This is a genomic window from Dolichospermum sp. UHCC 0352 (genome assembly GCF_009711925.1).
Classification (GTDB): domain Bacteria; phylum Cyanobacteriota; class Cyanobacteriia; order Cyanobacteriales; family Nostocaceae; genus Dolichospermum; species Dolichospermum lemmermannii.
Genome location: NZ_VIKY01000221.1, coordinates 1 through 12,151, shown reverse-complemented (window position 1 = coordinate 12,151; position 12,151 = coordinate 1). Strand labels below are relative to the sequence as shown.

At 38.7% G+C, this 12,151-nt stretch carries 16 protein-coding genes; 11 read left to right on the top strand and 5 right to left on the bottom strand.

The window, feature by feature from the left end; genetic code table 11:
* The first annotated feature begins 118 nt into the window (after positions 1-118).
* The 3 genes from FJR06_RS15765 (at position 119) to FJR06_RS15760 (ending at position 2,414) form a co-directional block, all read left to right on the top strand.
* Positions 119-778, top strand: a complete 660-nt coding sequence (locus FJR06_RS15765) for an L-threonylcarbamoyladenylate synthase (protein WP_041458287.1) — start codon at positions 119-121, stop codon at positions 776-778.
* A gap of 121 nt (positions 779-899) precedes the next feature.
* Entirely contained in the window at positions 900-1,043 is a 144-nt protein-coding gene (locus FJR06_RS24020) for a hypothetical protein (protein WP_158310511.1), read from the top strand.
* Between the two features lie 150 nt (positions 1,044-1,193).
* Entirely contained in the window at positions 1,194-2,414 is a 1,221-nt protein-coding gene (locus FJR06_RS15760) for a HetZ-related protein (RefSeq protein ID WP_015079324.1), read from the top strand.
* 295 nt (positions 2,415-2,709) lie between these two features.
* Here FJR06_RS15760 and FJR06_RS15755 read toward each other — a convergent pair whose 3' ends face one another.
* On the bottom strand, positions 2,710-3,546 hold the full coding sequence (locus tag FJR06_RS15755; RefSeq protein ID WP_168651779.1) for a DNA adenine methylase: 837 nt from the start codon (positions 3,544-3,546) through the stop codon (positions 2,710-2,712).
* A gap of 65 nt (positions 3,547-3,611) precedes the next feature.
* Between FJR06_RS15755 and FJR06_RS15750 the strand changes: the two genes are divergently transcribed.
* The 3 genes from FJR06_RS15750 (at position 3,612) to FJR06_RS15740 (ending at position 5,095) form a co-directional block, all read left to right on the top strand.
* Positions 3,612-3,818 carry a DUF751 family protein gene (locus tag FJR06_RS15750; protein ID WP_015079326.1) on the top strand — a complete coding sequence of 69 codons (207 nt, stop codon included), beginning with the start codon at positions 3,612-3,614 and terminating at the stop codon, positions 3,816-3,818.
* A 125-nt stretch (positions 3,819-3,943) separates the two neighbouring features.
* Positions 3,944-4,342, top strand: a complete 399-nt coding sequence (gene rbfA, locus FJR06_RS15745; protein WP_015079327.1) for a 30S ribosome-binding factor RbfA — start codon at positions 3,944-3,946, stop codon at positions 4,340-4,342.
* 510 nt (positions 4,343-4,852) lie between these two features.
* Entirely contained in the window at positions 4,853-5,095 is a 243-nt protein-coding gene (locus FJR06_RS15740) for a DUF4327 family protein (protein WP_015079328.1), read from the top strand.
* A 315-nt stretch (positions 5,096-5,410) separates the two neighbouring features.
* Here the strand turns inward: FJR06_RS15740 and FJR06_RS15735 are convergent, their stop codons facing one another.
* Together FJR06_RS15735 and petN are read right to left on the bottom strand one after the other, a co-directional pair.
* Positions 5,411-5,572: a hypothetical protein gene (locus FJR06_RS15735; RefSeq protein WP_015079329.1), complete on the bottom strand. Its 162-nt coding sequence runs from the start codon at positions 5,570-5,572 to the stop codon at positions 5,411-5,413.
* A gap of 7 nt (positions 5,573-5,579) precedes the next feature.
* A complete protein-coding gene (petN, locus tag FJR06_RS15730) occupies positions 5,580-5,666 on the bottom strand; it encodes a cytochrome b6-f complex subunit PetN (RefSeq protein ID WP_013189847.1) in 87 nt (28 codons plus the stop codon).
* A gap of 101 nt (positions 5,667-5,767) precedes the next feature.
* On the opposite strand from petN, the gene FJR06_RS15725 reads away from it, so the two are divergent.
* The gene (locus FJR06_RS15725) at positions 5,768-6,208 is read left to right on the top strand and encodes a hypothetical protein (protein WP_168651778.1); all 441 of its coding nucleotides are present in this window, start codon (positions 5,768-5,770) and stop codon (positions 6,206-6,208) included.
* 75 nt (positions 6,209-6,283) lie between these two features.
* Positions 6,284-6,838 carry a 3'-5' exonuclease gene (locus FJR06_RS15720; protein WP_168651777.1) on the top strand — a complete coding sequence of 185 codons (555 nt, stop codon included), beginning with the start codon at positions 6,284-6,286 and terminating at the stop codon, positions 6,836-6,838.
* A 101-nt stretch (positions 6,839-6,939) separates the two neighbouring features.
* On the opposite strand, the gene FJR06_RS15715 is transcribed toward FJR06_RS15720, so the two are convergent.
* A complete protein-coding gene (locus tag FJR06_RS15715; protein WP_168632541.1) occupies positions 6,940-7,365 on the bottom strand; it encodes a DUF4363 domain-containing protein in 426 nt (141 codons plus the stop codon).
* A gap of 98 nt (positions 7,366-7,463) precedes the next feature.
* Here FJR06_RS15715 and FJR06_RS15710 point away from each other — a divergent pair, with 98 nt between their 5' ends.
* The 3 genes from FJR06_RS15710 (at position 7,464) to FJR06_RS15700 (ending at position 10,741) form a co-directional block, all read left to right on the top strand.
* Positions 7,464-7,601 (top strand): ATP-binding protein, encoded by a 138-nt coding sequence (locus FJR06_RS15710; RefSeq protein ID WP_168632540.1) that lies wholly within the window; start codon positions 7,464-7,466, stop codon positions 7,599-7,601.
* A 129-nt stretch (positions 7,602-7,730) separates the two neighbouring features.
* Positions 7,731-10,331, top strand: coding sequence for a cation-translocating P-type ATPase (locus tag FJR06_RS15705; RefSeq protein ID WP_168651776.1), 2,601 nt, complete (start codon positions 7,731-7,733; stop codon positions 10,329-10,331).
* A 125-nt stretch (positions 10,332-10,456) separates the two neighbouring features.
* On the top strand, positions 10,457-10,741 hold the full coding sequence (locus FJR06_RS15700) for a peptidase (protein ID WP_168651775.1): 285 nt from the start codon (positions 10,457-10,459) through the stop codon (positions 10,739-10,741).
* 30 nt (positions 10,742-10,771) lie between these two features.
* Here the strand turns inward: FJR06_RS15700 and FJR06_RS15695 are convergent, their stop codons facing one another.
* Positions 10,772-12,007, bottom strand: coding sequence for a glycosyltransferase family 2 protein (locus FJR06_RS15695; RefSeq protein ID WP_168651774.1), 1,236 nt, complete (start codon positions 12,005-12,007; stop codon positions 10,772-10,774).
* Between the last annotated feature and the right edge of the window lie 144 nt (positions 12,008-12,151).

Genomic DNA, 12,151 nt, shown 5'->3' with positions numbered 1-12,151 from the left:
TCCAAATGCTTCGCCCGTACAGTTGTCAGTGGTAAAACTATTACCAATTACCAATTACCAATTACCCATTACCCATTACCCATTACCCATTACCCATTACCCATTACCAATAATCATTATGGCCAAAATATTCACCATTCATCCTGATAATCCTCAAAGCCGCCGAATAGAGGAAATAAAGTTAGCGCTATTAGGTGGCGCTATCATGCTCTACCCTACAGATACAGTTTACGCAATTGGTTGTGATTTGAATTCCAAGTCGGCGGTGGAAAGAGTGCGGCAAATCAAACAGTTAGCAAATGATAAACCACTGACATTTTTATGTCCCTCACTCTCCAATGTGGCGACTTATGCCTCCGTAAGTGATACAGCCTACCGGATTATGAAGCGGTTAATACCAGGACCCTACACATTTTTGCTCCCTGCTACCAAACTCGTACCACGACTAGTACAAAGTCCCAAACGCAAAACCACAGGAATTCGAGTGCCAAATCATCAGGTTTGTTTGGCATTAATGGAAGCATTAGGAAACCCGATTATTTCTACTTCGGCTCATATTAGAGCAAATGACGAAGACCAGGAAATAGTTGAGAACGGAAAACAACCAATTTTGACAAGGGTAGATTTATATGACCATTTGGATAAATTGGTAGATATCATTATTGACACTGCCGAAGAACCTACATATCAAGTGTCTACCATTTTAGATTTGACCGATGAAGAACCAGTTATTATTCGGAGAGGTTTAGGTTGGGAAGCCGTAGCTACTTGGGTTTAAGAATAAAGCTTTACAAGTGCAACCCCTTGTTTTGGACTCCGTTGCGCTAATTATATGATCACCTTACGCCAATTTTGAAATTGTCATCCTTCCAGGTGCTGTCATCCTTAGTCATGTAATCATGGCTACGCCATACAGGCTATCAGCCAATCTTACTATGACTAGGCTTTTGGCAATTTGGCAATTTGCCCTCACAGTGAATATCTTATATGCCATCTTTGATTTAGTTGCTAAAAACAAACCGACACAATTAACAAGCCCTTAACTTTGGAAATTTCCTACAGTATTTACATATCAGCAATCTAGTTGGTGAATTTTGAGGAATAAATCTCCAAAGATTTTCCCTCCTGAGACTGGCATTAAATACCGTATCTGCATTTGAGTTAAGGTGCAATACCAATTTTATAGAAAAGTCATGAAAGCTAACATCGCCAATCTGCCTAATTCTACATCTGCTTTTGATAGCTATATTTCTCTTGAAGAATTGTCTATTCCCACCAGTGATACATTGGTGCAACTTTTATCCCATGAGATGCAATCTCAAGTTAAATCCGCCACTTCAGGTGTACAAGATGTCGTTGGCCGCATAGCCAAAGAAGTAGAACGGATATGTGATAAAAGCTCTCGCATTCAAAACTCAGGACAAATTCAGTCTTGGCAAATTACTTTAGGAAGACATCGTTTACAAAAGTGTTTACGTTACTATCAACTTGGTTCTAAACAAGGACGGGTAGAATTACACAGCAGCTTGGGTGCAATTGTTTATCGTCACGTTACTGTTGCCGGCTCAGATTTAGGGTTTGAGGCTCGTTACAATCTGATTGAAGATTTTTTACAAGCTTTTTATATCGAAGCTATTAAAGCTTTTCGTCGAGAAACTGAATTACCTGAAAATTACACCCCTCGGACTCAGTTACAAGTAGCTGAGTATATGGCGTTTACAGAACAATATGCCAAACGTCGGATTAATTTACCTGGTGGTGCTAATCAGCAATTAATTGTTTTACGCGCTCAAGGTTTTGCCCGTCGTCAACCCCAAGAAACTACTGTAGATATTGAAATGGCTGTGGATTCTGCGAAAACGGAAGAAGCAGAATCTTATCAACGCAATGTGGCAGTGCAGCAAATTCGCTCGCAAATGATTGCTAAACCTGGTTTTGACCCTTCTGAAGAGTCGGAACGCAATCGCGTGATTACCGAATTGATGAAATATCTGGAGTCTCAAGGACAATCTGATTGTATGAATTACTTGACTCTCAAACTCCAGGATCTTTCTGCACCGGAAATTGATCAAATTCTGGGTTTAACTAGTCGTCAACGCGATTATTTGCAGCAAAGATTTAAATATCACGTTGAGAAGTTTGCCAAACAGCACCAATGGCAATTAGTTCATCAATGGTTAGGTGCTGGTTTAGAACATAAGTTAGGTTTATCTTCCCAGCAATGGGATATTTTTTGGCATCAACTTACACCACAGCAACAGCAAATTTTTGAATTAAAAACTGCCTGTCAAAGTGATCTACTTATTTCTAAAGCTGTTCAATGTACTCCTAAACAACTCCAAAAACGCTGGACACAAATGTTGGAATTAGCATGGTCTATTCGTAACGGTCATGCTGAAGCTAAAAACAATTAAAGTCAATTCCGTAGGTTGGGTTGACGCAAGGAAACCCAACATTTTTATGGAAATGTTAGATTTTAGAATGTTGGGTTTTACCGTTTTTAACAATGTTGGGTTTTACCGTTTTTAACAATGTTGGGTTTCACTGTTTTTCACAATGTTGGATTTCACTGTTTTTAACAATGTTGGATTTCACTGTTTTTAACAATGTTGGGTTTTACCATTTTAACAATGTTGGGTTTCACCGTTTTTAAGAATGTTGGGTTTCACCGTTTTTAAGAATGTTGGGTTTTACTTCGTTCTACCCAACCTACAATTTTTTATAAGAAGTTACTAATACTTCAGTAATTTTCCCTCGCTTTTGAGCATTAGAATTAATTGACCTCGCTGCTGATATGGTGTGAATATTAAAATCACTATAAAGATCACGAATAAATGGACAATCTGAATTAGATAGCATGACCTTTACACCTTTATTAGCTAATTTAATAAAAATATCTCTGAGTTTGATTTGCTGATTCTCGTCAAAACAAAAATTACTATAAGCTGTAAAATTGCTAGTTTTATTTAGAGGATAATAGGGAGGATCAAAATAAACAAATTCATTACTACCAGTTGCATAATTTAGCACTTCCTCAAAATTAGCTTGTTTAATTTCTACCTTCTTGAGTGCGACCGATGCCACTTTCAAAATTTCTTCTTGACAAATACCCGGATTTTTATATTTTCCCACAGGGACATTAAATTTACCCTGAGAATTAACCCGATAAAGTCCATTAAAACAAGTTTTATTCAGATAAATAAACCGAGCCGCTTTTTCTAAATCTGTCCCAGGATAAGAATTTCTGACATCATAATAATACTCTGAATTATGTCTTTGCTTATGTGCTTGCAGCAAAGTTATTAAGTCCTCAAGATGATCTCTAACGCACCGATAAGTAAGAATCAAATCTGCATTAATATCAGTTAAAACTGCTTTGGATGGTTGCAAATAGAAAAAAACTGCTCCCCCACCTAAAAATGGTTCATAATAAGTCTGATAATGCTGAGGAAAATAGTCTTTATATTGCGAAATTAATCTAGTCTTACCCCCAGCCCACTTTAAAAATGGCCGTGGGTAAGTTTGTTTAGGGATTTGACTTACCATCTACTTACGATTAAACTAAAAACTAACTAATCAATAAAGTTTATAATAAGGCAGTCTAAATTCAAATGTTTGATGGATTTTGGGATAACGTCTTTCGCTACCCTCGGTACTTGATTAGTATCGTCTTGGGTATTTTTCTAAACACCCTTGAGCCGCTGTTTCCATTCTTGAAACGTCCTGTGACGCTGATTGCTATTTTAGGCTTTTTTGCCGGTGGTCTTTTTTTCGTAACGCTTACCGTGCGGGCTATGCTGGGATTGAATCCAATCTAAACTAGAACTAAAAAAGGGTTGAGCTTATTGGACTGTTGCTGTTGATTTTATCACCTCAAGCACCGTCCACTCTAATTTGCATTTAGAATCATGTTATTAAACCTCTGTGAGAAGGCGGAATTTATATGGCTACAAATCGCCGCGTTTCCCGCGTTGCTGAATTAATTAAACGGGAAGTTAGCCAAATGCTATTCAACGGTATTAAAGATGACCGTGTGGGTATGGGAATGGTCAGTGTTACTGATGTGGATGTTTCTGGGGATCTACAACACGCTACCATCTTTGTAAGCATCTATGGAACTGAGGAAGCGAAGACGGAAACAATGGCTGGTTTAAAGTCAGCTACAGGTTACGTTCGCAGTGAGCTTGGCTCTAGGGTCAGATTAAGACGGACTCCAGAAGTAATTTTTGTGGAAGATCGTTCTATAGAACGAGGTACTAAAGTGCTGAGTTTGTTAAACCAACTGGAGGAAAAACGAACATTGTCAAGTATGGATGAGGGAGCAGAAGAGATTACCGAATGATTGATCTAAAGTTTCCCAAAATATCCATAAATCTGGAACTTGTTGCTTGTTAAAACCATCTAGATGGGGATAATGGGCAATGCCTTGATTCCCTATTTTTAGAGAATTATGGGTATTGCAAATCCTGTGTCTGAGGGTAGAGGTCAAACGCCATAAGCCTATATATACTAATACAGTTAACGTCATAGCAAATCTAGTATAACTTTAATAGTTTTTATACAAATTAATGTTAAAAAATGTTAAAAATAGAAATATCTAGGTTTGATTAGTAAACTTAACTGCTGTTATCTTAGGAATATCAAATTCAATTACCATGAATGTCACGCTTTCTTGACAAACTTAACATTTCTTTAGATAATTTAGAGGTGTATAGCGTCAAAATGATAATAGTTCCGTATAGCAAACTACAAAACCCTGAACACAGGTTTAATTATTGCCATCTTTGTTCCTCGTGCATAACAGGAACGCTATCTAAATGTATTTTTGATGTAATTTTGTGAGAAAAAAACCATGAGTGTGAATACGGTGCCTTCTATCAATTACAATTACTACTCTCTGAATGTTATTCAGGACGAAGCACGCCGACTGGTGGAGAGGGGAATGGTTGGTCGTCAACAGCCAATATATACACTTTGCCAGTTCATTCCGGCTAGAGAGTGGGTTTGTGTAGAATGTGAATTAGAGAAATGTGATTTTTTACTCCGCGATCGCATTGGTGATTTAATCGGACGCGAAGAGTGGGATAACGACTAATAATTTTGTTTTTTTAATAAACTACTGTTATTTTTAATTGTACTTGTTTGTAGTTTTTGGCTATAGACAGGTATATTTTTTTCTATTTTACTTAATTAATTTTATTTCGCAGGCGCTAAGGAGCAAAGGCGCAAAGAGGAAGAGAGAGAATTATTATTAGTCGGTTTTAACCGACTTTGGCTATTAGACAGGGAATTTATTCCCTGGATATCTGCTTTAACAATAAATATAGATTATGTAGGGATACGAATAGCTGTTATCCCTACATAAACACTTTTTAACGCAAAATACAGCTATACGTCAGCTGTAAGAGAATCATTTTCGCTTGCTAGTGCTACGTCGGGCTTCGCGGGTTTCGTCTTCGAGACGACGGCGATCGCGCCAATCTGCTAATGTTAGATAAACAACACCACCAGTGACTCCTACTAGCAGCACTACACCAAATACGGCTAAAATACCCAAAAATGGACTTTCCACGATGCCTCTATAGTCCGTTGCGTCCCCAAACTACCATAGAAATAGACCAAGTAAACACAACTAACAGCGATACCCAACCCAGTGTCAAAATCATAGTTCTACTTTTCAAATAATTACAAAACGGCTCTAATATTCATCATACTGGGAAAACGCAGTGGATTTATTAACTATATTGGTAGGAGAGTTAGAAAAATTATGGAATTAATGGCAGAACGGTTAGAATCCCTCAAAGCGGGAGCAATTGGTAGCGTATCTTTAGGTTTAGCTTTCCTTAGCACTAGCTTTATTAATGTTTTATGGCTGGATAAGTATTTTCCCTTGGTTAGTTATGATAAAATTGATATAGTGAATTTACAGATATTATTAAATGGTGTTATCGCCGGGTTTTCTGGGTTTCTATTTGGTGTCACCTATCGTTATATTATCCGCGTAGATGCCAATCCTCATCTGAAAACTGGTGGAGTTTGGGCTTTTGGTTTGGTGCGAGGTTTAACTCAAATAGAAGTTGGTTGGCATATAAATAATCCGGTTTTGCCTTTTTTAATCTTAGCAGGAGAAAGTATATTGTGGTTTGCCTTTGCTGCTTTTGCTTTAGATATTGCTATTTTACGAAAATGGCTCAAACCTTTTTCATGAATTTGTAAATAACATAAAAATAATATCCCCGACTTCTCAAAGAAGTCGGGGATATAATAAATTTACCAATTACCTATGAATCACTACTTTTTGATCATTGATCTTGAAGCTACTTGTTGTCATCAAAAGAGCATTCCCCGTCATCAGATGGAAATTATTGAAATTGGTGCGGTAATACTAAATCGTCAAACTTGGGAAATTGATGATGAGTTTCAACAATTTATTAAACCTGTGAGAAATCCTCAACTTACAGCTTTTTGCACAGAATTGACTAGTATTTCTCAGCGACAAGTTGACGCAGCACAAAGTTTCCCAGAAGTGATGTCAAAATTAACTGATTGGATGAATTTATTTCCTAATAATATATTTTGTTCTTGGGGTAATTACGATAAATCGCAATTTATCCAAGATTGTAAATTTCATCATATTCCTTATCCTTTTGGTGCAGAACACAGAAATATTAAAACGGAATTTTCTGAATATTTAGGTGTATCTGATAAGTTTGGTATGGCACAAGCTTTGGAACATTTAGGAATGGAATTACAAGGTACACATCATCGAGGTATTGATGATGCTCGGAATATAGCAGCAATTTATCGTTATATGCAAACTACTCAAAAAAGTGACTAATCCAAGACATTTAAGCAAGAATGGTGGGCATTACCCACCCTACAGAAAACAGATTTTATTTAAATGTTGTCCCATTCAAAATTATTGCATTTGAGATTTTATTAAGACTTGGAAATAGCATTAATAGTTTTTTCTAATGACTGTAATGATGCTAATAACTTGTCTTTTTGAGGTTTAGCAGCTTTGAATTCTCCTGAAATTTCATCCATACTTTTTTCTACAGCGTCATAATTATTACGAGATTTAGCTTTGATTCCGTCTTCTACTTCTTTCCAAGCATCTTCAAATTTGTCAAATTCTTTTTTGGCTTGAACAAAATTGCCAGCTTTAACTGCGGTTTTTGTTTTGGAGACTACAGCGAGTAAACCTGTATTACCCGCTGTGGATTTTTGTCCTGGGACTTTTTCTGTAGAATTGGAAGTTGTAGCTGGGGTAGTTTCAGTGGCAGCTTGTTCGGGTTTGTTACAACCTACTAAAGTCAGTAAGCTGATACTTGCAATAATTAACATCGGTTTGAAACTTTTCATACTGTTAACTCCTAATGGATATTTTTATTTGTACCGCTCTAATATTTCCCATGATAAAACAGCAAAGGTAAAAAACTCGGAAAGGACAACGTGGCAATTTGCTAGGAAATACTTTGCAATATCCATCTAATGATGGTCTGGTCAGGATAAAAATCGTTAAATGGGATGATTTTGTAGTTATGGAAGTGGCGGATACTGGTATTGGTGTCGCCTCTAATAGTGCAGCATGGTCATAAGCCTATGAGTGGGAACGCTCTGCTCAGAATAACAGTTTTAAGAGATTTTTAAGATAAATTTTGGGGATTTATTGGCGATCGCTATATGTACTCTGCACGCTACGTGGACGTGAAAACAAAACTTTTATCATGACTCATAAAATTGCACTCCAATCTATTACGGGGTTATCTGCATTAACCGCAGGTGATCGCCTCCAACAAGAAGGATATAATGAGTTACCATCTAGCAAACATCGTCAAATCTGGGAAATTGCCTTAGAAATCTTCAAAGAGCCAATTTTTCTCCTGTTATTAGGTTGTGGTATCATTTACTTGTTTTTGGGTGATGCTCAGGAAGCGTTGATTTTGTTAGGTTTCATCTTTTTTATTGTCGGCATCAACTTATACCAAGAACAAAAAACAGAAAAATCCTTGGAAGCATTACGGGATCTTTCTAGTCCCCGTGCATTGGTGATTCGTGATGGTGAACGTCAACGGATTGCAGGACGGGAAGTAGTTGGAGAAGATGTGATTGTTTTGTCAGAGGGTGATAGAGTTCCTGCGGATGCTGTGGTGATGTGGTCTACCCATTTGAGCGTGGATGAGTCTCTATTAACCGGTGAATCTTTACCCGTTCGCAAGCAATCAGTAGAAGATAGCACCGATTTAGAAAACACCATGAGAACAGCCACCCAGCACCGTCCTGGTGGTGAAGATCTACCTTTTGTCTATTCAGGAACGTTGATAGTTCAAGGTCAGGGAATTGCCCAAGTCTATGCCACAGGTATGCAGACGGAAATGGGTAAAATTGGGAAAGCCTTGCAAACTGTGGAACAGGAGGACACGGTTTTGCAACGGGAAACTCGAAAAATTGTCAGTAAATTGACCTTTGTAGCGATCGCTATTTGCGTGGCTGTCATCGTTATTTACGGTGCAACTAGGAACGATTGGCTACAAGGAATTTTAGCAGGTTTGGCGCTGGCAATGGCGATTTTGCCGAATGAAATTCCTGTGGTCTTGGCAATTTTCCTGGCTTTAGGTGCTTGGAGATTTTCCCAGGCTAGGGTGTTAACTCGGCGTGTTCCCGTAGTAGAAACACTGGGTTCTGCGACCGTTCTCTGTGTAGATAAAACCGGAACGCTGACTTTTAATCGGATGTCAGTGCAGCAATTATTTGTGTATCAACCGACAACCTTAATACCGCAATTTTACGATGTTGCTCTCCATGAAAGAGAAGCCCTGCCCGAAACTTTCCATGAATTAATCGAATTTGGGATTTTAGCTAGTCGCAAAGACCCTTTCGACCCCATGGAAAAAGCCTTGAAACAGGTTGGTGATGACTATTTAGCCAGAACCGAACATTTACATCAAGATTGGGAAATACTGCGGGAATATCCCCTCACGGGTCAATTATTAGCCATGTCCTGTGTGTGGCAATCTCCAGAAAATAAGTTAGTAGTTGCTACCAAAGGAGCGCCAGAAGCGATCGCTGATCTTTGTCATTTTAACACCCAACAAAGACAAAATTTAGAACAACAAATTAATAAAATGGCTGCTGCTGGTTTGCGTGTTTTAGGTGTAGCCAAAGTCATTGGCCAACATCAAAAAAATAAAACCCTCAAATCTCTTCCTGAAGCCCAACATGACTTTGAATTTGCCTTTTTAGGAATGCTAGGCATGGCTGACCCCGTGCGCCCAACTGTTGCCCCAGCTATTGCCGAATGTTACACTGCTGGTATTCGGGTAGTAATGATTACAGGTGATTATCCTGCCACAGCCCAAAATATTGCCCGCCAAATCGGTCTAAAACCCGCCACAGAAGTAATTACCGGGGCAGAACTGGAAACAATGCCAGAAGGTGAATTACTGTCTCGCATTCAAACCGTGAATATCTTCGCGCGGGTTGTTCCCGAACAAAAATTACTGATTGTGAACGCCCTCAAACGCTGCGGTGAAATCGTGGCTATGACTGGAGATGGTGTCAATGATGCCCCAGCTTTGAAAGCCGCAAATATCGGTATTGCTATGGGGGAAAGGGGTACAGATGTTGCCCGTGAAGCTGCGGATTTAGTTTTGTTAGATGATGATTTTTCTGCCATTGTCCAATCTGTGAGGCTGGGACGACGAGTATTTGATAACCTCAAAAAAGGGATGGCTTATACTTTGGCGGTTCACATTCCGATTGCGGGAATGTCCTTGATTCCGGTAATATTTCACTGGCCGCTGGTGCTACTGCCGATTCACATTGCTTTTTTACATTTAATTATTGACCCGGCTTGTACTGTAGTATTTGAGGCTGAACCAGAAGAAAGCAATATCATGAACCGTCCACCCCGCAACCCTAGAGAGTCATTATTCAGCCGTCGGACTTTGAAATTAGCACTGCTGCAAGGGGTAGGTGTGTTGGTGGTGCTGGTGGTTGTATTTGGTGTGGCTTTTTACTCTGGACATGGAGAATTTGATGCTCGCGCTTTGGCTTTTACTACTTTAATTGTCTCGAATTTGAGTATGATTTTGAGTAATCGTTCTTGGTCGCGGACTATTCCTGAAATGTTACGCACTCCTAATGCAGCACTTTGGTGGGTATTAGGTGGTGGTGTGGTGTTTATGGGACTGGTGCTTTATGTTCCTGTGTTACGCCATTTATTCCGGTTCTCTTTTCTGCATTTTGATGATTTGTTAGTTAGTCTCACTTCTGGGGTTTTTAGTATTTTGTGGTTTGAAGGATTGAAGGTTTGGCGACGTAGATAATTAAGATGTTTCGCGCAAAGAGGCAAAGGAGCAAAGGCGCAAAGGTAATAATAATCTCTTAATTCATCTGCGTTTATCTGCGTTCATCTGCGTTTAATAATTTTATTCTATTTCGGAGGATTACTGTGAAAAAAGCATTTCGTAAATATCATCGGATTATTGGCATTATTGTTTGTGTCCCACTTTTATTAACTGTGTTGACGGGAATGTTAGCTACTGTTGTTAAGGAATGGCCGATTAATATTGGACTTTCTTCTCGATTAATGTTGGAAATTCATACTGGGGAAATTTTTCATTTACAGGCAATTTATCCGATTTTGAATGGTTTCGGATTAATCGGTTTGTTGGTGACGGGTATGAGTATGTCTGGTTTGTTTAATCAAATAACTAATACAATTAAACGCGGATAAACGCGGATAAACGCGGATGAATTAATGGATTTATTTGACTTCTGTGACTCGCCAGCTTAGTTTTAGGTTAACCCAAAAGTTCCAAATTGTGGCAACTGCGATCGCTATTAATTTGGCTATATACTGATTCATACCTAAGTTATTAAATAGGAAATTGACTACTAAGGTTTGGATGATTATCCCAGCTAAACAGACCATATTGAATTTTAAGAATCTTTTGAAACGCTGGCGTTTTCCTGTCTGTTTTCGGGAAATATCCCCAAATGTCCACAAATCATTCCAAAGAAAATTATTGAGAATTGCTACTTCGGCCGAAAAAATTGTACTGCGAGTTAAACCCATGTTAATCACGGTACGCATGATATGAAATATGGTTAAATCTACAAATACGCCACTAAGTCCCACTGCACCAAATCTGAGAAATCGTCCCATAGGGAAGTTAACTTTTTGACGAATTTTTCCTATTCTTCCAGTAGATAACCGTAATCTGATTAAGTGTTGAATATAGTCTACATATTGTTTCCACGTCACTTTGCTTTCTCCTTCTGTTCGTTCGCGGAACACATAACCAGCTTCGGCAATTTCTCCTACCTGTCCCCGACCAATGACTTCTAAAAGAATTTTGTACCCTATGGGGTTAAGTGTGGTATTGGCGATCGCACTTCGTCGTACCATAAAATAACCACTCATTGGGTCACTAACTCTCCCTAAAACTCCCGGTAAAATCACTAATCCTAATACCTGCGCCCCCCGCGATAAAAAGCGTCTAATTACACTCCAGCTACTCACACCACCACCCTCGACATGACGACTAGCCAAGGCTAAATCAGCCCCTTCTTCGATTTTCTGTAATAGTTGTGTTAATACTTCTGGAGGATGCTGCAAATCGCCATCAATCACGCCTAATACCCGCCCTGTGGCCGCTTGCCAGCCACGAATTACGGCTGAAGATAGTCCCCGTTCTTCTTGACGACGCATGACCCGTAATTGCGGATAATCTGATATGAGAGATTGTGCTATTTCCCAAGTTCGGTCAGGGCTATCATCATCTACTATAATGAGTTCATAATTACCAGGAATAGCTTTATCCAATAAGCCACTTAATATATTGACTACATTTTCGATATTGTCACGTTCTTTATAAGTAGGAATTACTAAAGAGAGGAGAATGGGATTGTTTTCAGCTATTTCCTGGGGTGTAAATTCAGAAATCCTCAATGCACCTGTAGGAACTGTTAATAAAGAATTGGATGAGCTTGTCTTCATAAGGTACGTGATAAATCTTAAATTGCCAAATTGTCTGTATAAAGGTTGATTTTCCATAGAGTATCATACACTTAGTATGATCAAAACAATTAGTCAATATTTCCTTTGCTCAAAGGTGTCTCTCAAGCTCGTTGCTCTACTACT

Coding starts and splice junctions, on each gene's coding strand:
- FJR06_RS15695 (WP_168651774.1), bottom strand. CDS start 12,007: ATGAAGACAAGCTCATCCAATTCTTTATTAACAGTTCCTACAGGTGCA.
- FJR06_RS15725 (WP_168651778.1), top strand. CDS start 5,768: ATGGAATTAATGGCAGAACGGTTAGAATCCCTCAAAGCGGGAGCAATT.
- FJR06_RS15765 (WP_041458287.1), top strand. CDS start 119: ATGGCCAAAATATTCACCATTCATCCTGATAATCCTCAAAGCCGCCGA.
- FJR06_RS15715 (WP_168632541.1), bottom strand. CDS start 7,365: ATGAAAAGTTTCAAACCGATGTTAATTATTGCAAGTATCAGCTTACTG.
- petN (WP_013189847.1), bottom strand. CDS start 5,666: ATGATTTTGACACTGGGTTGGGTATCGCTGTTAGTTGTGTTTACTTGG.
- rbfA (WP_015079327.1), top strand. CDS start 3,944: ATGGCTACAAATCGCCGCGTTTCCCGCGTTGCTGAATTAATTAAACGG.
- FJR06_RS15705 (WP_168651776.1), top strand. CDS start 7,731: ATGACTCATAAAATTGCACTCCAATCTATTACGGGGTTATCTGCATTA.
- FJR06_RS15755 (WP_168651779.1), bottom strand. CDS start 3,546: ATGGTAAGTCAAATCCCTAAACAAACTTACCCACGGCCATTTTTAAAG.
- FJR06_RS15750 (WP_015079326.1), top strand. CDS start 3,612: ATGTTTGATGGATTTTGGGATAACGTCTTTCGCTACCCTCGGTACTTG.
- FJR06_RS15760 (WP_015079324.1), top strand. CDS start 1,194: ATGAAAGCTAACATCGCCAATCTGCCTAATTCTACATCTGCTTTTGAT.
- FJR06_RS15740 (WP_015079328.1), top strand. CDS start 4,853: ATGAGTGTGAATACGGTGCCTTCTATCAATTACAATTACTACTCTCTG.
- FJR06_RS15720 (WP_168651777.1), top strand. CDS start 6,284: ATGAATCACTACTTTTTGATCATTGATCTTGAAGCTACTTGTTGTCAT.
- FJR06_RS24020 (WP_158310511.1), top strand. CDS start 900: ATGGCTACGCCATACAGGCTATCAGCCAATCTTACTATGACTAGGCTT.